The organism is Brachybacterium sp. SW0106-09 (assembly GCF_001293905.1).
Lineage (GTDB): Bacteria > Actinomycetota > Actinomycetes > Actinomycetales > Dermabacteraceae > Brachybacterium > Brachybacterium conglomeratum.
This window is the reverse complement of sequence record NZ_BCAK01000007.1, coordinates 38,681-61,306: the sequence shown is the minus strand read 5'-3', so window position 1 is coordinate 61,306 and position 22,626 is coordinate 38,681. Positions and strand designations below refer to the sequence as shown.

At 69.9% G+C, this 22,626-nt stretch carries 19 protein-coding genes and 1 pseudogene; 4 read left to right on the top strand and 16 right to left on the bottom strand.

The window, feature by feature from the left end; translation table 11 throughout:
- Positions 1–6: 6 nt before the first annotated feature.
- Entirely contained in the window at positions 7–681 is a 675-nt protein-coding gene (locus Y09_RS05175) for a maleylpyruvate isomerase N-terminal domain-containing protein (protein WP_053916565.1), read from the top strand.
- Between the two features lie 12 nt (positions 682–693).
- Here the strand turns inward: Y09_RS05175 and Y09_RS05170 are convergent, their stop codons facing one another.
- From Y09_RS05170 to Y09_RS05145, 6 genes are read right to left on the bottom strand one after another with little or no spacing between them, the layout of a single operon-like run.
- Positions 694–1,782 carry a Gfo/Idh/MocA family protein gene (locus tag Y09_RS05170; RefSeq protein ID WP_053916564.1) on the bottom strand — a complete coding sequence of 363 codons (1,089 nt, stop codon included), beginning with the start codon at positions 1,780–1,782 and terminating at the stop codon, positions 694–696.
- On the bottom strand, positions 1,779–2,540 hold the full coding sequence (locus tag Y09_RS05165; RefSeq protein ID WP_053916563.1) for a ThuA domain-containing protein: 762 nt from the start codon (positions 2,538–2,540) through the stop codon (positions 1,779–1,781). Before Y09_RS05165 ends, Y09_RS05170 begins: the two co-directional genes overlap by 4 nt.
- Positions 2,537–3,760, bottom strand: a complete 1,224-nt coding sequence (locus tag Y09_RS05160) for a Gfo/Idh/MocA family protein (protein WP_082358641.1) — start codon at positions 3,758–3,760, stop codon at positions 2,537–2,539. Before Y09_RS05160 ends, Y09_RS05165 begins: the two co-directional genes overlap by 4 nt.
- Positions 3,761–3,800: 40 nt before the next feature.
- Positions 3,801–4,613, bottom strand: coding sequence for a carbohydrate ABC transporter permease (locus Y09_RS05155; protein ID WP_053916562.1), 813 nt, complete (start codon positions 4,611–4,613; stop codon positions 3,801–3,803).
- A gap of 1 nt (position 4,614) precedes the next feature.
- Positions 4,615–5,604, bottom strand: a complete 990-nt coding sequence (locus Y09_RS05150) for a carbohydrate ABC transporter permease (RefSeq protein ID WP_053916561.1) — start codon at positions 5,602–5,604, stop codon at positions 4,615–4,617.
- 2 nt (positions 5,605–5,606) lie between these two features.
- Positions 5,607–6,935, bottom strand: a complete 1,329-nt coding sequence (locus Y09_RS05145) for an extracellular solute-binding protein (RefSeq protein ID WP_053916560.1) — start codon at positions 6,933–6,935, stop codon at positions 5,607–5,609.
- Between the two features lie 312 nt (positions 6,936–7,247).
- Here Y09_RS05145 and Y09_RS05140 point away from each other — a divergent pair, with 312 nt between their 5' ends.
- Complete coding sequence (locus Y09_RS05140) at positions 7,248–8,291, top strand: LacI family DNA-binding transcriptional regulator (protein ID WP_053916621.1); 1,044 nt, start codon at positions 7,248–7,250, stop codon at positions 8,289–8,291.
- 9 nt (positions 8,292–8,300) lie between these two features.
- Here Y09_RS05140 and Y09_RS05135 read toward each other — a convergent pair whose 3' ends face one another.
- Positions 8,301–9,464, bottom strand: a complete 1,164-nt coding sequence (locus tag Y09_RS05135; protein ID WP_053916559.1) for an ROK family transcriptional regulator — start codon at positions 9,462–9,464, stop codon at positions 8,301–8,303.
- Positions 9,465–9,667: 203 nt separating this feature from the next.
- Here Y09_RS05135 and xylA point away from each other — a divergent pair, with 203 nt between their 5' ends.
- Both xylA and xylB read left to right on the top strand, forming a co-directional pair.
- Positions 9,668–10,861, top strand: a complete 1,194-nt coding sequence (gene xylA, locus Y09_RS05130) for a xylose isomerase (RefSeq protein ID WP_053916558.1) — start codon at positions 9,668–9,670, stop codon at positions 10,859–10,861.
- Between the two features lie 310 nt (positions 10,862–11,171).
- Entirely contained in the window at positions 11,172–12,581 is a 1,410-nt protein-coding gene (gene xylB, locus Y09_RS05125) for a xylulokinase (RefSeq protein WP_053916557.1), read from the top strand.
- A gap of 9 nt (positions 12,582–12,590) precedes the next feature.
- Here xylB and Y09_RS05120 read toward each other — a convergent pair whose 3' ends face one another.
- The 9 genes and pseudogenes from Y09_RS05120 to Y09_RS05080 form a co-directional block, all read right to left on the bottom strand.
- Positions 12,591–13,040, bottom strand: a complete 450-nt coding sequence (locus Y09_RS05120; protein ID WP_053916556.1) for an endonuclease/exonuclease/phosphatase family protein — start codon at positions 13,038–13,040, stop codon at positions 12,591–12,593.
- A gap of 196 nt (positions 13,041–13,236) precedes the next feature.
- Positions 13,237–13,566 (bottom strand): metal-sensitive transcriptional regulator, encoded by a 330-nt coding sequence (locus Y09_RS05115; RefSeq protein WP_053916555.1) that lies wholly within the window; start codon positions 13,564–13,566, stop codon positions 13,237–13,239.
- Between the two features lie 27 nt (positions 13,567–13,593).
- Positions 13,594–15,780, bottom strand: coding sequence for a heavy metal translocating P-type ATPase (locus tag Y09_RS05110; RefSeq protein ID WP_148639532.1), 2,187 nt, complete (start codon positions 15,778–15,780; stop codon positions 13,594–13,596).
- Between the two features lie 18 nt (positions 15,781–15,798).
- The gene (locus Y09_RS05105; RefSeq protein WP_082358640.1) at positions 15,799–16,992 is read right to left on the bottom strand and encodes an FAD-dependent oxidoreductase; all 1,194 of its coding nucleotides are present in this window, start codon (positions 16,990–16,992) and stop codon (positions 15,799–15,801) included.
- A gap of 74 nt (positions 16,993–17,066) precedes the next feature.
- Positions 17,067–17,330, bottom strand: a complete 264-nt coding sequence (locus Y09_RS05100) for a YHS domain-containing protein (RefSeq protein ID WP_053916552.1) — start codon at positions 17,328–17,330, stop codon at positions 17,067–17,069.
- A gap of 36 nt (positions 17,331–17,366) precedes the next feature.
- Positions 17,367–19,640: pseudogene (locus tag Y09_RS05095) on the bottom strand (heavy metal translocating P-type ATPase).
- Between the two features lie 48 nt (positions 19,641–19,688).
- Complete coding sequence (locus Y09_RS05090) at positions 19,689–20,435, bottom strand: hypothetical protein (protein ID WP_234695640.1); 747 nt, start codon at positions 20,433–20,435, stop codon at positions 19,689–19,691.
- Positions 20,436–20,635: 200 nt separating this feature from the next.
- On the bottom strand, positions 20,636–20,851 hold the full coding sequence (locus Y09_RS05085) for a heavy-metal-associated domain-containing protein (protein WP_053916550.1): 216 nt from the start codon (positions 20,849–20,851) through the stop codon (positions 20,636–20,638).
- Between the two features lie 124 nt (positions 20,852–20,975).
- Positions 20,976–22,451 (bottom strand): MFS transporter, encoded by a 1,476-nt coding sequence (locus Y09_RS05080; protein ID WP_234695639.1) that lies wholly within the window; start codon positions 22,449–22,451, stop codon positions 20,976–20,978.
- Positions 22,452–22,626 lie beyond the last annotated feature (175 nt).

Here is a 22,626-nt window from a genome sequence, read left to right as displayed (position 1 = left end):
TTCTCCATGGAGCTGTTCACGACGAGCTGGGCCGCGCTGCGCCGCGCCGTCCACGAGCTGCCCGAGCACGCCTTCGCCCTGCCCTCGGGATGCCGCGGCTGGCTGGTGCGCGACCTCGCCTCTCATCTCGTGATCGACGCGCAGGACGTGCTGATCACGCTGGCGACCCCGGCGGAGACCGCCCCGACCGCGGACGCGCTGAGCTGCTGGACGCCGACGCCCACCCCGCCCGACGGCACCGATCCGCACGACGCCCTCACCGTGCGCCTCGCCGCCGCGTACGAGGACCCGGGACTGCTGCGCGACCACCTCGAGGACCTCGGCGGGGCCGCTGAGCGGGCCGCGCTGCTCGCGGAGCCGGACCTCCCGGTCGCCACCCAGGGCATGAGCCTGACCGTGCGGGACTACCTGCACGCCTACGTGCTCGAGTGGACGCTGCACCACCTGGATCTGATCGCTTGCCTCGACCCCGAGGACGCCCCCGCCCCTCCGCCCGTCGAGGGTCTCGCCGAAGCGCGGGACATGGTCGAGCGCCGGCTTCGGGTGCGGCTGCCTGCGGGATGGTCCGACGCTGACGCGCTGCGCCGAGCGACCGGGCGGGAGAGTCTCACCGGTGCGCAGCGGGCCGAGCTCGAGGAGCTCGGCCCGCGCGGGGGGATGCTGCCGCTGTCCTTCGGGTGAGCGGGCCCGTCGTCAGCCGGCGACCACCGCGCCGTCGGCCGCGGTCAGCGGCACCGCCGCCGGACGCTCCACGGTGCTGGTGATCTCGACGCGCGTGCCCGACGCGGCGGCCTCGAGCACCCCGTTCATCACCTCGAGCACGTGCTGGCCGAGCTCCCCGGAGGCCCGCAGGTCCGCGCCGCGCACGGCCATGTCCTGCAGTCCGATCCCGCGCCCGGCCTGCTCGAACCCGCCGGTGACGGGCAGGGTCTCCCAGCCCTCGCCGCCGAGCGGGTGCAGGCGCACGTCCCCGTCGAAGCGATTCGGGTCCGGGACGGCGAGGGACCCGGCCGTGCCGTGGATCTCGATCGGGTGCGCGGCGGTCGCGACCGCGTCGAAGCTCATCACCAGCGTGGACAGCACCCCCGACTCGTGCACCAGCACCCCGGTGACGTGCGTGTCCGTGGTGACGGGGAGGGTCTCGCCCTCGCGGGGACCGGAGCCGATCGTGCGCTCGGTGCGCAGCCGGCTCGCCGCACCGATCACCGCCTCGACCGGGCCGAGCAGGGTGACCAGGGCGTGGATGTAGTACGGGCCCATGTCCAGCAGCGGGCCGCCACCGGGGACGTAGTAGAAGTCCGGCTGCGGATGCCAGCGCTCGTGGCCCGGGGTGACCATCGTGGCGGTCGCCGCGATCGGGATGCCGATCACGCCGTCGTCGATCACGGCGCGGGCGGTCTGCGTGCCGGTCCCGAGCACGGTGTCCGGGGCGGAGCCGGTGAGGACCCCCGCCGCCGCGGCGGCCTCCAGCACGCGGGCACCCTCCTCGGTGGTGACCGCGAAGGGCTTCTCCGAGTAGACGTTCTTGCCCGCGGCGATCGCGCGCAGGTCCACCTCGGCGTGCGCGGCGGGGATGGTGAGGTTCAGGACGGTGTCCACCTCGGCGTCGGCGATCAGCTCGTCCACGCTCAGCACGCGCACCCCCTCGCGCCCCTCGGCCGCGGCCTCCGCGCGGACGCGGTCGAGGTCCGCGACGGCGACGAGCTGCACGTCGGGCAGGCGGTCGAAGCTCTCCAGGTACTGGCGCGAGATGACCCCGCAGCCGATCATGCCGATCTTCATCGGGTCGCCTCCTTCGCTCGGGTCCTGCCGTGGTCGCCGTAGGGCATGTCGCTGCCGCGCGCGGCCCAGAGCAGGCCTCGCTCGACGATGGTGCGGACGTTCGGGTCCTCGAGCACCTCGACGCGGTGCCCGGGGGTGGTCACGAAGATCCGCCCCTTGCCCCACAGTCGCGTCCACAGCGCCGGGGAGGTGATCTCGCGGTGCCACGGGTCCCAGTCGCGGACCTTCTGGGTGGTGGTGGCGAGGACGTCGCAGTAGTCGTCGGCCAGCACCCAGTACTGCTCGGTGACCAGGTCGAATTCGCTGATCCCGGCGGTGATCGGGTGGTCCGCGGCCTCCGGGAGCAGGTTCACGGTGTAGGGGACGTAGTTGTCGGCCTGCTCGCCCCGGCGCTCGTCGGGGTGCTTGCCGGGGTGGCAGCCGAACTGGCCGCCGATGAGGGTGAGGTAGTCGGACTCGTTGCGGTAGCTGTCGGCGATCCCGCCGTGCCAGCCGGCCATGCCGGTGCCGGCCTCGATCGCCGCGCGCAGCCCCTCGAACTGGGGCCGCTCGATGGTGCTCATGGTGTTGCACTGGACGATCAGGTCGACCGTGGCCATGTACTCGGCATCGGCGTAGATCGCCGGCGACTCCTCGATGCGGACGCTGAACCCGTTCTCCTCGAGGAAGGGGAGGAACATGTCGGTCGCCTCGACGGGCTGGTGGCCGTCCCAGCCGCCGCGGACGACGAGGGCGACTCGGGTGGGGGCGGTGCTCATGCGGTGGTCTCCTCGGTGGTGGGGTGCTGGGGGCCGACGGCGGTCCAGCGCGAGCCGTCGGCGTCGCTGGCCTCGACGGCGGCGAGGACGCGCTGGACGTGCAGCGCCTCGGCGAAGGACGGCGAGGGGTCGGTGCCCTCGCCGATGGCGCGGACCAGGTCGGCGATCTCGTGGGTGAAGGTGTGCTCGTAGCCGAGGCCGTGTCCGGTGGGCCACCAGGCCGCGGCGTAGGGGTGCTCCGGCTCGGTGGTCAGCACGCGGGTGAATCCCTGGCGGCCCGCCGGGGCGGTGGCGTCGTAGATCTCCAGCTCGTTCATCCGCTCGAAGTCGAAGGCGACCGAGCCCTTCGCACCGTTGATCTCCACGCGCATCGCGTTCTTGCGGCCCTGCGCCATGCGGGTCGCCTCGAAGGCGCCGAGCACGCCGCCGGCGAAGCGGGCGGAGAACAGGGCGACGTCGTCGACCGTGACCTGGCCGCGCTCGCCGGAGGCATCGCCCTTCCCGCCGAGGCCCTGCGCGGTCCCGGCCGCGGGGCGGGTGGGGACGACGGTGGCGAGGGTGCCGGAGACCTGCTCGATCTGGGTGCCGGTGATCCACTGGGTCAGGTCGATGACGTGCGCGCCGATGTCCCCGAGCGCCCCTGAGCCGGCCTTGTCCTTGTCGAGCCGCCAGGTCATCGGGGCGTCGGCGTCCGAGAGCCAGTCCTGCAGGTACTGGGCGCGGACCTGCCGGATCTCGCCGACGAAGCCCTCCTCGACCAGCTGTCGGGCGTAGGCGAGCGCCGGGGTGCGGCGGTAGGAGAAGCCGCAGATCGAGCGGATGCCGCGGGTGGCGGCGTCGGCTGCCGCGCGTGCCATCTCCTCGGACTCCGCGACCGAGTTCGCCAGCGGCTTCTCGCACAGCACGTGCTTGCCCGCCGCGAGCGCCGCGAGCGCGATCTCGTGGTGGGTGTCGCCCGGGGTGCAGATGTCGATGACATGGATCTCGGGGTCCTCGATCAGGTCCAGCCAGCGCGTGGTGTGGCGGGCGAAGCCGTACTGCTCGGCGGCATCGGCGACTGCGGACTCGGTGCGGCCCGCGATGGTGTGCAGCACCGGGGAGGCCGGAAGGTCGAAGAAGCGGTGCGCGGTGCGCCAGGCGTGGGAGTGGGCGGCGCCCATGAAGCCGTAGCCGATCAGGCCGACGTTCAGGGGGGTCGAGCGGGTGGGCGTCGAGGTCACGAGGGGACGTCTCCTTGCAGTTCGCGAGCGGGGTCGGGGGTCACTTGCCGGAGCCGGCGGTCATGCCGCTGACCAGGTAGCGGCGGCCGAAGGCGTACAGGATCACGATCGGGATCGAGGACAGCACCACGGCGGCCATCACGACCGGGACGTTGGTGGCGTACTCGCCCTGGAAGCTCCACAGTGCCAGCGGCAGGGTGCGCTTGTCCGGGCTCTGGGTGAGGATCAGCGGGAACAGGAACCCGTTCCAGGACATCAGCGCCTGGTACACCGCGACCGTCACGAGCGCGGGGCGCACGATCGGGAAGGCGAGGCGCCACATCTTCTGCCACTCGGTGGAGCCGTCGATGTCCATCGCCTCGAAGAGCTCCCTCGGCACATCGCGCAGGGAGTTCGAGATAATCAGGATGCTCAGCGGCAGGCCGAAGGCGATCGCGGGGATCATCAGCGCGGCCAGCGAGTCGTACATCCGCATCGAGGTGATCATCAGGTAGATCGGCACGATGGTGGCCTGCACCGGGATCGCGAGCCCCAGCAGGAACAGGCTCCGCACCGGGCCGAACACCCGCCGCGTGCCGCGCACGATCGAGTACGAGGCCATGAACGCCATGATCACCAGCGGCACGACGGTCCCGACGGCGACCAGGACGCTGTTGACGAGGTACTGGACGAAGTCCGCCTCGAGCACCGCCGTGACGTTCTCGACCGCGACCGGCAGCGAGGGCAGCACCGGGTTCGAGCCGAAGTAGGTGGAGATCGACTTGATGCTCGTGATGAGCACGAAGTAGATCGGGAGCAGGACGACGACGAGCCACAGCCAGCCGAAGGCACCGCCGATCCAGTTGCGCCGCATGTCAGGCTCCTTCCATCTGGCTCGCGGAGGCGTCCTTGCCGCCGAGCCTCTGCACGCCGAGCGCGAGGCCCAGCCCGATGACCACCAGCATCACGGCCAGGGCGCTGGCCACGCCCATCTCGTTGCCGCGGAAGCCGGTGAGGTACATGTCCAGCGGCAGGATCCGGGTGGCCATGCCCGGACCGCCCTGGGTGAGGACGAAGATGATGTCGAAGTAGGTCAGGGCTCCCACCACCATCAGCGTCGAGGAGGTGATGAGGGTGAACTTCAGCTGCGGCAGGGTGATCGAGAAGAATTGCCGCACCCGCCCGGCGCCGTCGATCTGCGCCGCCTCGTACATCGACTGCGGGATCTGCCGCACCGCGCCCTGGTAGATGAGGGTGTGGAAGGGGATGAACTGCCAGGAGATGATGAACAGCAGCACGATCCACACCAGCACCGGGTCGCCCAGCCAGTTCTGCTTGAGCAGCGGCATGTCCAGGCCGTTGGCGAGTCCGAAGTTCGGGTCCAGCAGCGACTTGAAGGTGATCGCGATCGCCGCGGAGGAGAGCAGCAGCGGCAGGAAGTACAGCACCGCGAGCACATTGCGGTAGCGCTGCTGACCCGCGAGGAAGGTGCCTAGCAGGATGCTCATCGGCGTCTGCAGCAGCCAGGTCGCGACGACGAGCAGGAGCACCAGGCCCAGGCCCTGCCAGGTGGTGGGGCGCGTGAGCGCCTCGGTCCAGCTCGTCAGGCCCGTGAACTCGATCGCGCCGATGCCGTTCCAGCTGGTGAAGGACAGCACCACCACGCCCAGCAGGGGCAGCAGCGCGAACACCGCGAAGAACGCCAGCGCCGGCAGGGCGAAGAGCACATGGGAGGTCTGCAGCTTCTCGTCGCAGGGGCGGCGAGCACCGGCGGCCGACGGGGCCCGCCGCGCGGGAGCCGCGTCGGCCTCGGTGCCCGCGCCGGTGGCGGCGAGCTGAGTCGAGGCGGGGGAGAGCGCCGTCATGGTCAGGCCCCCTTGCCGGCGGCCATGTTCTCGGCGAACTGCTCGGGGGTGACCTGGCCGAGGAAGAGCTGCTCGATGTTCACCAGCAGGGTCTCCGCCTCGGTGGGCTGGAGCGCCTGGTCCCACGACTGCGTGAAGGCAGGGGCCTCCTGGATCGAGGAGTAGACCCACTGCAGGTAGTCGGCGTCCTCGCTCGCGGCGAGCGCCTCCTCCTGGCCGACGATGACGGGGGCGGAGCCGGAGGCGATGAGGTCGGCGGCGACCTGGTCGCTCATCGCGCCGTCCTTCAGGAAGGCCTTGGCGACCTCCTTCTCCTCGTCGCTCGCGGCGGCGGAGATCGAGAGGTAGTTGCAGGGGTTGCCCACCAGGTTCGTCAGCTCGCCCTTGCCGCCGTCGATGGTGGGGAAGGGGCCGTAGCCGAGCCGGCCCGAGGGGACGAAGTCGCCGCCGCTGGCCTTCATGCCGCCGAAGGTCCAGCCGCCGTGGAGCATGAGGGCGGCCTGGTCGGTCCACATCAGGGCCTGGTCGGTGTTGGAGTCCGCGGCCATCGACTCGAAGCCGTCGACGAAGGCGCTCACCTCCAGCAGCTCCTTGACCTTCTCGCCCATCGCGATCACGGAGTCGTCCAGCCACGCCTCGGAGTCCCCGGCGGCGATGCGGGCGAAGACGTCCGGGCCGCCGATGCGGTCCAGGAGGTACTCGAGCCACATCATCGAGGTCCAGCGGGACTGGCCGGCCAGGGAGATCGGGGCGACGCCCGCGGAGTGCGCCTTCTCGATCACGTCCAGCAGCTGCTCCCAGGTCTCCGGGGCCTCGGCGCCGATGTCGCCCAGCACCTTGGTGTTCTGGAACAGGATGATCGGCTGGGTCGCGCCCTGGGGGAGGGCGTAGATCTTGTCGTCGACGGTCGCGGCGTCCCACACGGACTCCACGAAGCGGCTCTTGTAGTCCGACTCCTGCTCGAGCCAGGCGGTGACGTCCTCGACCTGGGACTCCTCGGCGTAGGTGCGCAGGCCGCCGCCGCCCCAGCCGTAGATGATCGTCGGCGCCTCGCCCGCGCCGATCGCGGTGCGGATCTTCTGCTTGTAGGCGTCGTTCTGGAAGAAGGTCACCTCGACCTGCCCCGCATCGCCCTCGTTGAAGGCGGTCACGGAGTCCCCGTAGATGGTCTCGTTGGGCTCGCCGGAGACGGACCAGTAGCTCGCGCCGGCGCCGCCGCCTCCTCCGCCGGTGCCGCCGGGTCCGGAGGTGCCGCAGGCGCCGAGAGTGAGGGCGGAGAGCCCGGCGGTGGCGCCGAGCATACCGCGACGAGAGAGTGAAATGTTTCGCATGACCTACTCCTGGTGTCGACGTTGACGGGGCCGTGCTCGGCGTCGATCTCGTGGACGTCGCCGGTAAGTAAGTGCAATTTACCAACGGCGGCGAGGTGGGTCAACAGGGTGGCCGGATCGAGACCTTGGCCGGAATGGGGGTCCTGTGACCTGCTGGTAAGCACGTCACGACGGTGATCTTCGGGGCGGCATGGCGGGCTGCGGCGCGTCATCCGGCCCGGGTGTGGGGGTGGCGGCCGTCGGGTGCAGGGGCTGTCGGGCGGAGGTGGTGCAGCGGCAGAAAGTTTCGGTGGTGGAGGTAAGATGCGCGCCATGGCGAGTACACGGAGGACGCGCGGGCAGGTCACGCTCGCGCAGGTGGCGGACGCGGCGGGGGTGTCCCTCGCGACGGCGTCCAAGGCGATGAACGGCCGCGGCACGGTCAGCGCCTCCACCGCCGAACGGGTGGCCGAGGTCGCGCAGTCCCTCGGCTACGCGCTGCGCCCGCGCCGTGCGCAGGGCAGGCGCCGCATCGCCCTCCATCTCGAGGTCCCCGACAGCCCCTATGTGATGGGAGTCCTGGCCGGGGCGGAGGCCGCGGCGCGAGGTGCCGGCGCGGACCTGCTCGTGATCAGCTCTGAGAAGCAGGGGCTCTCCCGTGCCTGGATGGCGCAGGCCGCCGGCGACGGGGTCGAGGGCGTCGTCGCCCTCACCACCCCGATCGACTCCCGCCACGTGCGCTGGAGCCGGAGCCTGAACCTGCCGCTGATCGTGATCGACCCGATCCTGCGCGAGGACGAGGTCGACGGGCTCCTCGCCGTCTCCGCGACCAACTGGGAGGGCGGGCGCAGCGCCGTCCAGCACCTGCTCGACCTCGGGCATCGTCGGATCGGGCTGCTCAACGGTCCCGCCGGCTCCGTCCCGGGTCGCCAGCGCGCCGAGGGCTACCGCAGTGCGCTCGCCGCGGCGGGCATCGAGGTCGACGAGCAGCTGATCCACGGCGGCGACTTCAGCGCGGAGCTCGGCGAGAAGGGGACGGCGCGGATGCTCGCATTGCCCGATCCGCCGACGGCGCTCTTCGCGGCCTCCGACAACCTCGCCCACGGCGCGATGCGCGCCGCCCGCGCCCACGGGCTCGAGATCCCCGCGCAGCTCAGCATCATCGGCTTCGACGACACGATGATCACCCGCTGGACCCAGCCTCAGCTCACCGCCGTCAGCCAGCCGCTGTTCGAGATGGGGCAGGTCGCGGTCGAGCGGCTGCTCGCCCTGCTCGACGACCCGCGCCGCTTCGCCCACCCCTTCGAGCTGCGCACCCGCCTGGTGGTGCGGGGGACGACGGCGCGGCCGGATTCTGGGCGGTCCGAGAAGGGCTGAGGCGCGGGCTCAGCGCTCTTTCTCGATCCAGCTTCCCGGCGCGTCGAACACCGGCTGCAGCGCCGCGCGCGCCGCGCCGTGCAGTGCGGGGTCCGCGAGTGCGTCGGCCCGCTCGATCGCGACGGGCCCGGCCTCGGCGGCCAAGGCGTGGCGGTCCACGGTCTCCTGCACCACCGGGGTGATCTCCTCCGCGATCGGCGCGAGATAGCCGGAGAGCACCACGGTGGACAGGTCCAGCACGTTCAGGGCGTTGGCGATCGCGAGGCCGAGCGAGCGGCCGATCACCCCGATCACCTCGGCACGGCTCGAGCTGCGCGCGAGCTCCTCGACGAGGTCCTCGATTCGCACCTCGTCGGAGAGGCCGGCCTGGCGCACCAGCGAGAGGTAGGAGATGTAGGCCTCGAGGCAGCCGCGCCGCCCGCAGCGGCACTGCCGCCCGTCGGGCGCGACGATCGTGTGCCCGAACTCGCCGGCCCAGCCGTGCGCACCCTCGAGCACCGCGCCGTCCAGCACCACCGCGCCGCCGACGCCCGTCGAGCCGCGCACGTAGAGGAACGACTCGCCGGGGCGGCGGTCGATCTCGGTGAGCACCGAGAGGCGGTTGTCGTTCTGGGCGCCGACGGGCCAGGCCGCGGGCGCCAGCAGCTCATGCAGTCGGGAGATCACGGGGACATCCGCCCAGTCCAGGCCCGGGGCGGAGAGGATCCGGCCGTCCTCGGGGGAGAGACGGCCCGGGATCGCGGCGGTCACGCCGACCACCGGCAGCTCCGGCGCCTCCTCCCGCACCTCGTGGACGAGCTGGGCCGCGAGCGCGAGGGCGTCCTCGGCCGTGCCCTCGGCGATGCGGTGGTAGGTGGTGCGGCGCGCGAGCTCGGCGCCGGTGAGGTCGATGCCGAGGCAGGAGATGTGGTCAGCGGCGATCTCGAGCCCGATCGCGAGCAGGGTCCCGGAGGCGGGTCGCAGCGGCACCATCGGCCGCCCGGCGCCCGCCGCGACCGGCTCGCCCTCGGTCACGAGGCCCGCGCCGATCAGCTCCTCGACGAGCTTGGAGACGGTGGGCTTGGTGAGCTGCGTGAGCGTCGCGAGGCCCGCGCGGGAGGTGGGGGAGGGGGCGGTCTGCAGGGCGCGCAGCACGGCGGAGAGGTTGTGCTCGCGCAGGTGGGTGGACTGCATCGGGTCCGTCCTCTCGTGCTCGTCCGTGCTCGTCGTCGTCGGCGTTCGGGGTTCGTCGGCGCCCCGGGTTGTGCGGGACAGCCTCCCATGCGTAGATTAGTAACGGAAACTTACTAAGGGAAGGGGTGCACCCCCGCCATGGCGGACCGCCGCCGTGCGCAGCACCCCGACGACGCCGTCGACCACCACCGAGGAGCACCCCGATGACCGCACCCACCCCCACCCGTGACGACAAGTTCTCCTTCGGCCTGTGGACCACGGGCTGGCAGGCCCAGGACCAGTTCGGCTCCGCCACCCGCCCGCCGCTCGAGCTCACCGCCCACATCCGCCGCCTCGCAGATCTCGGCGCCTGGGGCTTCACCTTCCACGACAACGACGTGATCCCCTTCGACGCCACCCCCGAAGAGCGCTCGCGGATCATCGACCAGCTCAAGAAGGTCACCGAGGAGACCGGACTGGTGATCGAGATGCTCACCACCGACACCTTCGCCCACCCCGTCTTCAAGGACGGCGCCTTCACCTCCAACGACCGCTCCGTGCGCCGCTTCGGCCTGCGCAAGGTGCTCGCCAACGTCGACCTCGCCGCCGAGCTCGGCGCGAGCACCTTCGTGATGTGGGGCGGGCGCGAGGGCTCCGAGTACGACGGCTCCAAGGATCTCCACGCCGCGCTCGAGCGCTACCGCGAGGGCCTCGACACCGTGGCCGGCTACATCAAGGACAAGGGCTACGACCTGCGCATCGGCCTCGAGCCCAAGCCCAACGAGCCCCGCGGCAACATCTTCCTGCCCACCGTCGGCCACGCGCTGGCCTTCATCGAGCAGCTCGAGCACGGCGACATCGTGGGCATCAACCCCGAGACCGGCCACGAGCAGATGGCGACCCTGAACTACACCCACGGCCTCGCCCAGGCGCTGTGGAGCGACAAGCTCTTCCACATCGACCTCAACGGCCAGCACGGCCCGATGTACGACCAGGACCTCGTCTTCGGTCACGGCGACCTGATCAGCGCGTTCTTCACCGTGGACCTGCTCGAGAACGGCTTCCCCTCGAAGCCCGGCGCCTACGAGGGCGCTCGCCACTTCGACTTCAAGCCCTCCCGCACCGAGCACGAGCAGGGCCAGTACGACTCTGCGGCGGCGAACATGGAGATGTACCTGATGCTCAAGGGGCGCGCGATCGCGTTCCGTCAGGACTCCGAGGTGCAGGAGGCCATGGCCTACTCCGGCATCGAGGAGCTCTCCCAGCCCACCCTCGGCGAGGGCGAGACCCTCGCGGACCTCCTCGCGGACCGCTCCACCTTCGAGGACTTCGACGCCGACAAGGCCGGCGAGCGGAACTACGGCTTCGTGCGCCTGCAGCAGCTGGCCATGCAGCACCTCCTCGGCTTCTGCGCCTGAGGATCCCGGCCCGCGGCCCGAGGCTGGTCGGCGGGGGCCTTGCGTCGGGCCCGTGTCTTCCACGGGCGCTCAGCCCGCAGCCATCGGCCAAATGCCGGGTGGCTGCGGGCTGAGCGCCACCGGATGCAGAGGCCCGGGCCCGCGCATCGTCCGGCACTGCCCCCGGGCCGCGGCCGGCTTCCCGGGGGCGGCCGGTCGCTCCTCGCCCGTACCCTGGCCTCGTGCGCGGTGCGCGTCCGCGCCCCGCTGGCCGCCTGACAGGCTCGCCCCACCTGCTCTTCCGTCCCGACCCGCTCGTAAAGGACCCCTCATGGCCCCGCTCGTCCTCGGCATCGACTCCTCCACCCAGTCCACGAAGGCGCTGCTCGTCGACGCCGAGACCGGGCAGGTGCTCGAGGAGCGTCGCGCCACCCATCCCGACGGCACCGAGGTCGACCCCCGCGCCTGGCTCCGGGCGGTCGACGAGGCGGCGGGCCCCCTGCTCGAGCGGGCCGACGCGCTCGCCGTCGGCGGCCAGCAGCACGGCATGGTGCTGCTCGACGAGGCGGGCGAGGTGGTGCGGCCTGCGCTGCTGTGGAACGACACCCGCTCCGCCGACGCCGCGACCACGCTGATCGATGAGATGGGCGGGCCGCAGGCGAGCGTCGAGGAGATCGGCAGCCTCATGGTCGCCTCCTTCACCGCGTCCAAGCTGCGCTGGGTGCGCGACGAGGAGCCCGAGAACGCGCAACGTGCTGCGCAGGTGCTGCTCCCGCACGACTTCGTCTCCCTCCACCTCGCCGAGTCCGGCACCGCCCCGTTCACCGACCGCGGCGACGCCTCCGGCACCGGCTACTACTCCACCCGCGAGGAGGCATGGAAGCCCGAGCTCGTCGAGGCCGCGCTCGGGAAGAACCTCGAGCTGCCGCGCCTGCCCTCGGCCCCCAACGAGGTCATGGCCCGCACCGCTGCGACCTCCGCGAGCCGCGGCGGGGCCGCGATCGCGGCCGGCACCGGCGACAACATGGGCGCCGCGCTCGGCCTGTCGCTGGGCCCCGGCGACGTCTCCGTCTCGATCGGCACCTCCGGCGTGTGCGCGATGGTCAGCGATGCGCGTCCCGGCGATGCCAGCGGGACGGTGACCGGGTTCGCCGATGCGACCGGCCGCTTCCTTCCCATGACCACCACCATCAACGCCTCCCGCATCCTCGAGGCCGGCCGCGCCCTGCTCGGCGTCAGCCACGACGAGATGGCCGAGCTGGCGCTCGCCTCCGAGCCCGGCGCGAACGGCGTGACCCTGCTGCCCTACTTCGACGGGGAGCGCACCCCGAACCGCCCCCACGCCCGCGCCACCCTGACCGGCATGAGCACCTCCACCACCCGCGAGGACGTGGCCCGCGCCTACGTCGAGGCCCTGCTGTGCTCCCTCGCCGACGGCATCACCTCCCTCGAGGAGCGCACCGGCACGGCCGCCCGCCGCATCACCCTGATCGGCGGCGGCGCCCGCTCCCGCGCTGTCCAGCAGCTCGCGCCCGCGATCTTCGGCCGCGAGGTCACGATCGCGCCCGACGGGGAGTTCGTCGCGCTCGGTGCCGCTCGTCAGGCCGCCTGGGCGCTCGCCGGCACGGAGGAGCCCCCGGCCTGGGAGATCAGCGGCTCGCGCGTGGTCACGGCCGACGCGACGCCGGAGGTGCTGGGCGCGTACCGGGAGCTGAAAGAGCGCACCGCTGACTGGAGCTGAGGGCCCCGCTCAGCTCTCCGTCAGCGGCACCCGCACGCTCGCCTGCACCGGCAGGTGGTCGCTCGGGAACACCCCGCCGGGCCGGGCCGCGTTGATCGACGCCTCGAGCACTTCCACGCCGGGGCTCGCGAGGATCCAGTCGATGCGGAAGTCGGAGACCTCGACCTCGCCGAAGTGGGGGAAGGTGCCCCAGCCGGGCGTCGTGCGCGCGGCCGCCTCCCGCCAGGTGTCCTGCAGGCCGAACTCCTCGACCAGCACCGTGTAGGCGGAGGAGTCCCCGGCGACAGAGTTGAAGTCGCCGGTGACCAGCGCCGGCAGGTGCAGGAGGTGGAACTGGCGCAGGTGGTCGGCGATGAGCTGGGCGCCCTTGACCTTCGCCTGCGTGATCACGTGGTCGAGGTGGATGTCGAGGTGTACGAGATCCCCGCCGGTGTCGCGGTCGCGGAAGCGCGCCCACACCGCGACCCGCGTGTAGGTTCTCGCGCGACCTGTCAGGGGTGCGACGCCGTGAACTGCGGCCCGACAAGGAGGTTGCCTGCTCGAATTCTCATGAAGCTGCCGGGTTCCTCAAGGCGGTGAGTGGTGCCCGAGGGCAACCTGGCCGAATCTAAGGCTGTGCCGGTGATCGATGGGTTGTCGGTGGTGGCGGAATAATTTAAGACTTGACGAGGCGCCGTATTGCGTCTGAAGCCTCCTTCAGCTTTTTCTCGGCCTCGTCCCCGCTTTCGCGAGCGGCATCGAGGACGCAGTGACGGAGGTGGTCGTCGAGCAGTCCCAGTGCAACGTTCTCGAGCGCGCTGTTCAGAGCGGAGATCTGGGTGAGGATGTCGATGCAGTAGACATCTTCATCGACCATCCGAGAGATTCCACGGGCTTGACCTTCGATGCGCTTGAGGCGGTTGAGGTAGCGGGGTTTGTCCTGGACGTAGCCGTGGGGTCCGCTGTGGCAGGCATGTTCCTCGGTGGGGTCAGTTGCAGTGCTCATGGGTGATTCCATTCGGTGAGGGGGGGATCAGTGGCGAAGTCGGACGGCCGCGACGGTCGCTTCCGGGCGTAGGTCGAGGCGTCGCAAGAGCTGGGCGTTGAGTGCGACGACGATAGTGGACAGGGACATGAGGATCGCTCCGACGGACATCGGCAGCACCAATCCGATGGGGGCGAGGATTCCGGCCGCGAGTGGCACGGAGATCAGGTTGTAGCCGGCTGCCCACCAGAGATTCTGCTTCATCTTTCGGTAGGCGGCGCGGGAGAGCTCGATGACCGAGAGCACCGAGCGTGGATCGGAGCTGGCGAGCACGACCCCGGCGGAAGCGATTGCGACGTCGGTGCCGGCGCCGATGGCGATGCCGACATCGGCCTGGGCGAGGGCAGGGGCGTCGTTGACGCCGTCTCCGACCATCGCGACCTTCTTGCCCTCTTTCTGGAGCTGGGCGACCTTCGAGGACTTGTCCTCGGGTCGCACCCCGGCGAAGACGCGGTCGATGCCGAGCTCGCGGCCGACGCTGTTCGCGACCGCCTCGGCGTCGCCGGTGATCATGACGACCTCGACGCCCAAACTGTGCAGGGCATCGATGGCGTCGCGAGATTCGGGGCGCACCTCATCGGTGAGCTTGAGACCGCCGATCACCTCGTCGTCGCGGAGGACGTGGAGGATGATCGCGCCCTCCTGGCGCCAGGCCTCAGCCTCGTCGACTTCGCTCACTCCGGTCTCCTCGAGCAGTCGAGGACCGCCCACGCGGATCTCGTGCCCATCGACCTGGGCACTCACGCCCAGTGCCGGGGTGGAGCTGACGTCAGAGCCCGCAGGAATCTGGGCTCCCTCGGCCTGTGCCTTGGCGACGATGGCGCGGGCGAGCGGGTGCTCGCTCTCCGCCTCGGCGGCAGCTGCCAGGGCCAGCACCTCGGTCTCGTCCGCACCGCGGGTGATGATCTCGGCGAGGACGGGCTCACCCTTGGTCAGGGTGCCGGTCTTGTCGAACAGGACGGCGTCAACGGTGCGCATGGCCTCCAGGGCCAGACGGTCCTTCACCAGGACACCGCCGCGGGCAGCCCGCTCCGTCGCGATCGAGACGACCAGCGGGATCGCGAGCCCCAGCGCATGGGGGCAGGCGATGACCAGGACCGTCACCGTGCGCACCACGGCGTCATCGGGCATGCCGAGCAGAGACCAGGTGATCGCGGTGATCGCAGCGGCACCGAGAGCGAACCAGAAAAGCCACGCCGCGGCGGTATCCGCGACGCGCTGTGCCCGGGACGAGGAGTTCTGCGCTTCGGTCACCAGGCGCTGGATACCGGCGAGGGCGGTGTCGTCGCCCGTGGCGGTGACTTCGATGCGGAGACTGGAATCGGTGGCGACGGTGCCAGCCACGACAGAGTCTCCGGTGGAGCGCGTCACTGGGCGGGACTCGCCGGTGACCATGGACTCGTCCACGTCAGCGCGGCCTTCCCGGATCGTGCCGTCGGCCGGGACGCTCGCGCCGGGGCGGACGAGGATGAGGTCGCCGCGCTGCAGCTCGTTGGGCGAGATGCTCACGAGCTCGTCGCCTTCGATGCGTTCTGCCATGTCCGGCAGCAGTGCGGCCAGAGAGTCGAGCGCGGAGGTGGTCTGGGCGAGGGAGCGCATCTCGACCCAGTGGCCCAGCAGCATGATCACGATCAGCAGGGCGAGCTCCCACCAGAATTCCAGCTGGTGGTCGAGGATCCCGAGAGTCGCACCCCAAGAGGCGATGAACGCGACCGTGATCGCGAGCCCGATCAGGAGCATCATCCCGGGCTGACGAGAGCGGATCTCGGAGACGGCACCGGTGAGGAACGGGCGGCCGCCCCAGACGTACATGACGGTGCCGAGAACCGGGGCGATCCATAGAGCGCCGGGGAACTCGGGAACGCTGTACCCGAGCAGCATCGCGAACATCGGCGAGAACACGACAACTGGGACCGCGATGATCAGGTTGATCCAGAACAACCGCCGGAACTGCCCGACGTGGTCCCCGTGACCGGCGTGACCCCCGTGCCCTGAATGGCCCTCGTGTTCCGAGTGGTCCTCGTGGTCTCCGTGAGTTCCGTGGTCGTGATGCGCGTCGGGTGCGTCGTGCTCAGCAATACCGGTGTGGGCGCCATGAGGCGTGGGGGAAGGATGAGAGTGCTGCATGCCGGGTTCTCCGTGGTCGTGACGGTGTGGGTGGTTGCCAGCGTTCATGCACCCGACCATATACCCCTAGGGGGTATGTGTCGAGGGGTTGGATTCCGCTGTCAGCATCGGCGTGATCGAGGTGTGGAGGCGCGGCACGAGAGCCATCACGTCGGGGCCGGCGTCCAAGCCACTGACTCCGACGAGCCGGCCCGCTCGGTCGTGGGTGAGGACGAGGGGAGAGGTAGAGAGGGCGCGCGTCGTCCCGAATCGGCCTGTATGTCCAGCAGCGACGTAGAGGTGCTGGTGGATCTGTGCGCTGTAGAGGGCGCGGGGTCGGTAGGGCCCGGGGGTGTCCGCGAGCCCGAGCGAGGCCAGGACGCTGCGCGCGGCGTGCGCGCCCTGTGCCTCGGCGTCGCTCCAATGATCGATGCGCCAGATCGTGCCGTCAGACTCGTGGACCGCGACGCCTCCTGCGGCGTAGACGTTCTCGTGGTCACGGCTGCGCAGCCGAGAATCGACAGCGATCGCTCCACCCCAGGGGGAGGGGGAGAGTGGGCGCGTTCCAAGGGCGGTGATGGCCAGGTCCGCGGCAACGTCACGGCCGTCGGTGAACTCGGCGTGCAGCTCGCTCTCGACGAGCTCAAGGCGCGTCAGCGCGTGACCGAAGTGCGTGTCGACAGTGACCCGATGTGCCTGGGAAAGTTGTCCTGCGACCTGGGAGCCGAAGGCGGTGGCCCCTGGGATGGGCGAAGAGGCAGCGAGCGTGACCCTGCATCCAGCGTCGCGGAGGATCCCGGCGGTCTCGGCTCCAATCATTCCGGCCCCGTAGATGAGAACCCGTGGAGAGCGCGTGCGCTCGAGGACGGCCCGCACACGGAGCGCATCGTCGAGGGAGTGCAGATGCGTCACCCGTCCGCTCTCCAGGGCGGCAGGGCTGGCAATACTCGGAGGCAGGGCGCGTGGCGCGCTTCCCGTAGCGACGATCAGTGCGTCATAGTCCACGCGGGCTCCAGTGCGCAGGTGAACGGTCTGCTCTTGGGGGTCCACCGCCTCGACGCGATCCCGGACTGGTGGAGCGGGCAGTGCTGGCAGATGTGCGTGATGGGGTTCGAGGAGGCCGGTGGCGACAGCCTTGTTGATCAGAGTGCGGTTATACGGGGTGGTTTCCGTATCGATGATCGCGGTTGTGGTGATCTCTTCGTGCTGGGCGAGTTCCCGGATGGAGGCCGACCCCGCAGCTCCTGCACCGATGACGAGAACGTGTGTCGTGTCGGGCATTGCCGAGCTCCGATCTATATGGGGGAGGGGGCGCACTGCCTGACAGTGCGCCCCCTCCCGCTGAGCGGTGGTCCTCAGGCGGCGACGTACTTCTGTGGGTCGGCGTCGAAAAGGGGGCCGCAGCCGGCGCAGCACAGCCAGTAGCGGGTGCCCTCGTAGTCACGGAACAAGCCCGCGGCCTCGGCGGTGCTCTTGACGACGGGCCTGCCTTCCATCACCGGACAGGTGGCCATGTCGTCCTCCGTGGCGCCCATCAGGTTCGGGCGCCCCTCGGACTCCACGGGGGAGTGGGAGGTGTGGCCGCAGCAGCTGGAGTTCTGGTCGGTCGTGTCGTTCATGGGATTCCTTCCATAGGGGTTTCGTGCGGGGAGGGGTCAGTTCTTCGCGATGGAGGTGAAGCCGCGCAGGCGCAGGCTGTTGCCCACGACGAAGACGCTGGAGAAGGCCATCGCGGCGCCGGCGAGCATGGGGTTGAGCATGCCGAGCGCGGCGATCGGGATCGCGGCCGTGTTGTAGGCGAAGGCCCAGAACAGGTTGGTTTTGATGGTCGAGAGCGTCTTGCGGGACAGGCGGATGGCATCGACGGCGCTGCGGAGGTCGCCACGCACCAGGGTGATGTCGCTGGCCTCGATCGCGACGTCGGTGCCGGTGCCCATCGCCAGTCCCAGGTCGGCCTGGGCGAGGGCGGGGGCGTCGTTGACGCCGTCGCCCACCATTGCGACGGTGCGGCCCTCGCGCTGGAGGCGGGAGACTACATCGACCTTCTCCGACGGCAGGACTTCGGCGATGACCTCGTCGATGCCGACCTCGGCGGCGATCTGGCGGGCCACGGCCTCGTTGTCACCGGTCAGCAGCACCGGGGTCAGCCCCAGCGCTTTCATCTCGGCGACGGCCTCAGCGCTGGTGGGTTTGACCGTGTCGGCGACCACCAGGATTCCCCGGGCGATTCCGTCCCAGCCGATGGCGACGACGGTCTTGCCCTGCTCTTCGGCGTCCGCCTTGGCGGCAGCGACCGCGCGGCTCAGGGCCATCTGCGTCTCGGCGAGGAGGCTCTCGCGGCCGACGACGACAGCCCGTCCTTCGACGGTGCCGCGCACACCCTTGCCCTCGAGGTTGGTGAAGTCCGAGAGTGTCGGGAGTTCGCCGACCTCCTGGGTGGCGCCCTTGGCGATCGCTTGGGCGATCGGGTGCTCGGAGGAGTCCTCGACGGCGCCGGCCAGTCGCAGCAGCTCGGCGCGATCGGTGCCTTCATCGGTGACGACATCGGTGAGGGTCATCTTGCCGGTGGTGACGGTACCGGTCTTGTCCAGCACCACGGTGTCGACCTTACGGGTGGACTCGAGCACCTCGGGGCCCTTGATGAGCACCCCCATCTGAGCTCCGCGGCCGGTGCCCACCAGCAGCGCGGTCGGAGTCGCCAGACCAAGCGCGCAGGGGCAGGCGATCACGAGAACGGCGACGGCGGCGGTGAAGGCCGTGGTGACGGGGAACCCGGCGCCGAGCCACGCGCCGAGGGTCAGCGCGGCGACCAGGATGACGATCGGCACGAAGATCCCCGAGATGCGGTCGGCCAGGCGTTGGACCTCGGCCTTGCCGGTCTGGGCGTCCTCGACGAGCTTGGCCATCTGGGCCAGCTGGGTGTCGGAGCCGATGCGGGTTGCGCGGACCACGAGGCGTCCGCCGGCGTTGACGGTGGCGCCGGTGACGGCGTCCCCCTCACTCACCTCGACGGGGACCGACTCGCCGGTGAGCATGGAGGCGTCGACCGCGGAGGTGCCGGAGACGACGGTGCCGTCGGTGGCGATCTTCTCGCCGGGGCGGACGATGAAGTCGTCACCCTCTACGAGGTCGTCGATGGCGATCTTCTGCTCCTGGCCTCCGCGCAGCACGGAGACTTCTTTCGCGCCGAGCTCGAGCAGGGCGCGCAGTGCGGCGCCGGCCTGGCGCTTGGAGCGCTTCTCGAAGTAGCGGCCGGCCAGGATGAACATCGTGACGCCCGCACCGACCTCGAGGTAGATGTTCGCTGCCCCGTCGGAGGGCGCGATCGTCAGCTCGAAGGGGTGAGTCATGCCTGGGGTGCCGGCGGTTCCGAAGAACAGTGCGTACAGGGACCACAGCAGGGCAGCGGAGGTGCCCATCGAGATGAGCGTGTCCATCGTGGCTGCGCCGTGCTTGAGGTTCGTCCAGGCTGCCTTGTGGAACGGCCAGGCACCCCACACGATGACCGGGGCCGCGAGCGCCAGCGAGAGCCACTGCCAGTAGGGGAACTGAATGGCGGGGATCATCGCCATCGCGATGACCGGGACGGTCAGCACGACCGCACCGATCAGCCGGTGGCGCAGGGAGGTCAGCTCCGGGTCGGAGCTCTCCTGATCGTCCCCAGGCGTATTCGCTGAGTCTTTGCGGGTGGCGGGCTTGGGTAGTGCGGCGGTGTATCCGGTCTTTTCGACTTCACTGACGAGCAGCTGCGGATCGTAGCCCTCCGGGGCCGTCACCTTGGCTTTCTCAGTGGCTTAGTTGACGGTCGCGGTGATGCCGTCGAGCTTGTTGAGTTTCCGCTCGATCCGGTTCGCGCAGGATGCGCACGTCATGCCGCCGATTTCCAGCTCGATGCCCGCCTCCGCGATGAGCGGTGTTTCGGGGTTCACTGCAGGTCCTTTCCGATCTGTTGCGACGGTCGATCCGGCTCCATGGGGTCAGTGACCATCCGGGTGCGCATCGGCGCTCTCGTTCTCGGTGCCCTGCTCCGCTTGCACGACGAACTGCGCGGTGTGCACCTCGCCATCGATCTGGAAGTCCAGGTAGAGGTAGTAGCGGCCGGCCGTGGGGGCCTCCGCCATGAAGGAGATCTCCGGGCCGGAGGTCTCCCCGGGTACCGGGTCCTCGCCCTCGGCGTGGACGTGGAGGTACTCCATATCGCCCTCGCGCAGAGCAACGAGGTGGCCGAAGGCGCCGAGGTAGGGCTCCAAGGTGGTCACGGGGGCGCCGTCCTGGGTGACGCTCAGTGTGAGGTCGCTGGAGGTCCCGGCAGTCAGGTCCCCGTCCAGAGTCACTTCGAATCCGTCGACCTCGTCCTTCGCGGAGAGGGGACGGTCGGTGACCGGCGTGAGTTCGCCGGCCACGTCAACGGTCCGCGACAGCGTCAGGGTGTCCTCGCCGTCGCCGGTGGGGGCGAAGTCGGCATAGATCTTGTACGTCCCGGCTTCCTCCCACTGCCAGGGCAGGGACCAGCTCCCGGTGGACGGGTCCAGCTCCGGGTGTACATGGCGGTATTGGGTGCCGTCGGTGCGGACCACGATCAGGTGCATCTCCTTCTCGTGGGCCTCCTGATACTCCGTGACGGGGCTCCCGTCGGGGCCGGTGATCGTGTAGGCGAGTTCTCCGGCCTGCTCAGCGGACTGCGGAGCGGCGACCTCGGACAGCATGTATCCCTGCGATGACATCGATACTCCCTTCTGCGGTGCAGCCTCGGGCTGCGTATCCGCGCCTCCACCGTGGTCGGGATCGTCGTGCGATGTGTCGGCTGCCTGCGCTGACCATCGTTCGACGACCCGGTCCGGGACGACGGCGCCGGCTGCGACGAATGCGCCGCCGAAGGTCACTGCGACCGCAGCGCCGTAGGCGATCAGTCGTCCCGCGGCATTCATCGGGCCTTGACCGCCGAGTAGCCGGCCTCCTCGAGCGCGGTGAGGACCTGTGCGTCATCGAGGGGCTCCTCGGAGGTGACGACGAGCCGGCCCGTCTGGGCGCTCACCTGGATGTCGGTCACGCCGAAGAGCTCGCCGACCTCCTCGCGGACGGACATCTCGCAATGCCCGCAGGTCATCCCGGTCACCTGAAATTCGTTCGTCGTCGTCATGGCCGTGCTCCTCTCATCTTGTATACCCCCATGGGGTATCAATCCAGGATTGAGGCTATACCCCCTCCCCGTATCACGCAAGGCATGTGGCTGTGAGTGCCGGGCATCGGCTCGCCGGCTCCACTCACCGCACGGATTCCTCGGCGGACCTCGATTCGGACGCGGACTCGCCGGTGGGTCGGATATGGCGCAACCGTGTAGCGGCAATGAGTGCGGCGAGAGCGGCGATGACGGCGGAAGCCATGCCGGCGGTGTTCAGCCCGCTGGTGAACGCTTGTTGCGCCGCGGTGGTCAGAGCTGCGCCGACCGTGTCGGGTAACTGTTCCGCGATGGCGAGGGCTCCGTCGATGCCGGACTCCGCGGCGGCCGCTGCTTCTGCTGGCATGCCGTCGGGCATGGTGTCGGTGATCTGGCCGCGGTAGGTGGCGATGCCAATGCTGCCGATGACCGCCACCCCCAGGGAGATGCCCAAGTCGTTCACGGTGGTCGCCAAGCCGGAGGCGCCGCCGGCCTTCTCCGGCGGGACCGAGCTGACGACCAGTTCCGTCGTCAGTGCCATCGAGGGTGCAACCCCCGGGTATGTGATCACGAAGCTCGCGATCACGAGTGCGAGGCCCGTGATGGCGTCCAGCTGCGTGAACAGGATGTACCCGACGACCTGCGTGAGCAGGCCGAGCGCGATGACGTTGCCAGGACGGAATTTCCGGGCCAGCATCGGGGAGAGGGTGGAGACGACGATGAGGACCGCCGCGGCGGGGATGATCGACAGCCCCGCCTGCATCGGGGAGAGCCCCTGAACTTGTTGCAGGTACTGGGTGAACAGGGAGTACACCCCTCCCAATGCCGCAGCCGACAGGAGGAAAACGGTGAGCGCTCCGCTGACGGTGCGGTTGGCGAACAGTCGCACATCCAGTAGAGGGTGTGTGGCGCGCAGCTGCCGGATCACGAACCATAGACCGATCAGCGCTCCGGCGACCAGCAGTCCGATCGATGGCCCGACCGGCTCCTGGGTAGCGAAGCGCTTGATGCTGTAGATGATCCCGAGTAGCGAAGTGACGAGAAGTAGTGCGCTGAACAGGTCGATCTTCGCAGTACGATCCTTGTGCTCAGGCAGTAGCAGCGGGGCACCGATCGCGACCAGCGCCATCACCGGGACGGCGACCAGGAAGGTCGACTGCCAGCCGAACGCCTCGAGCAGGAGCCCGCTGAGCAGGGGGCCAAGCGCCACGCCTGCGGAGATGCCGCCGGCCCACACCCCGACCGCGATGCCGCGGGCCTTCGGGTCGGCGAACAGCACGAAGATCAGCCCGAGGGTGGAGGGAAGCATCATGGCTCCTCCGAGCCCGAGAACGGCTCGCCAGAGGATCATCAGCTCTGGGCTCGTCGTCAGCGCCGCGGCGATCGAGACGATCCCGAACACGATGGCGCCAATCACCATGAGCCGGCGCTTGCCGACGCGGTCGCCGAGGACGCCCATCGCGACGAGGAACCCGGCCATCACGAACCCGTAGATGTCGAGGATCCATAGCAGCTGTGCGCTCGTCGGGCTCAGGTCCGCGGCCATGTTCGGGGCCGCGAGGAACAGGATCGTCAACATCATGAACAGCAGCGTTGAGGGGATCACGAGTACCGCAAGACCCCACCACTGCTTCACCCCCGTCTGGGGCACAGGTGCATCTGACTCAGACATGACGCACCTCGTTCGTCTCATGCCTCTTCGTTCTCATGGCCTCTGGCCCTTCCGTCCTTGACTGCGTTCCCGTGGGAGGGGCCCC

Bases quoted from the DNA above. Each gene is read 5' to 3' on its own strand.
- Y09_RS05080 (WP_234695639.1), bottom strand. From the start codon at position 22,451: ATGATGTTGACGATCCTGTTCCTCGCGGCCCCGAACATGGCCGCGGAC.
- xylA (WP_053916558.1), top strand. From the start codon at position 9,668: ATGACCGCACCCACCCCCACCCGTGACGACAAGTTCTCCTTCGGCCTG.
- Y09_RS05100 (WP_053916552.1), bottom strand. From the start codon at position 17,330: ATGAACGACACGACCGACCAGAACTCCAGCTGCTGCGGCCACACCTCC.
- Y09_RS05145 (WP_053916560.1), bottom strand. From the start codon at position 6,935: ATGCGAAACATTTCACTCTCTCGTCGCGGTATGCTCGGCGCCACCGCC.
- Y09_RS05155 (WP_053916562.1), bottom strand. From the start codon at position 4,613: ATGCGGCGCAACTGGATCGGCGGTGCCTTCGGCTGGCTGTGGCTCGTC.
- Y09_RS05090 (WP_234695640.1), bottom strand. From the start codon at position 20,435: ATGTCATCGCAGGGATACATGCTGTCCGAGGTCGCCGCTCCGCAGTCC.
- Y09_RS05115 (WP_053916555.1), bottom strand. From the start codon at position 13,566: ATGAGCACTGCAACTGACCCCACCGAGGAACATGCCTGCCACAGCGGA.
- Y09_RS05170 (WP_053916564.1), bottom strand. From the start codon at position 1,782: ATGAAGATCGGCATGATCGGCTGCGGGGTCATCTCGCGCCAGTACCTG.
- Y09_RS05085 (WP_053916550.1), bottom strand. From the start codon at position 20,851: ATGACGACGACGAACGAATTTCAGGTGACCGGGATGACCTGCGGGCAT.
- Y09_RS05110 (WP_148639532.1), bottom strand. From the start codon at position 15,780: ATGAACGCTGGCAACCACCCACACCGTCACGACCACGGAGAACCCGGC.
- Y09_RS05140 (WP_053916621.1), top strand. From the start codon at position 7,248: ATGGCGAGTACACGGAGGACGCGCGGGCAGGTCACGCTCGCGCAGGTG.
- Y09_RS05105 (WP_082358640.1), bottom strand. From the start codon at position 16,992: ATGCCCGACACGACACACGTTCTCGTCATCGGTGCAGGAGCTGCGGGG.
- xylB (WP_053916557.1), top strand. From the start codon at position 11,172: ATGGCCCCGCTCGTCCTCGGCATCGACTCCTCCACCCAGTCCACGAAG.
- Y09_RS05165 (WP_053916563.1), bottom strand. From the start codon at position 2,540: ATGAGCACCGCCCCCACCCGAGTCGCCCTCGTCGTCCGCGGCGGCTGG.
- Y09_RS05175 (WP_053916565.1), top strand. From the start codon at position 7: ATGGAGCTGTTCACGACGAGCTGGGCCGCGCTGCGCCGCGCCGTCCAC.
- Y09_RS05135 (WP_053916559.1), bottom strand. From the start codon at position 9,464: ATGCAGTCCACCCACCTGCGCGAGCACAACCTCTCCGCCGTGCTGCGC.
- Y09_RS05150 (WP_053916561.1), bottom strand. From the start codon at position 5,604: ATGACGGCGCTCTCCCCCGCCTCGACTCAGCTCGCCGCCACCGGCGCG.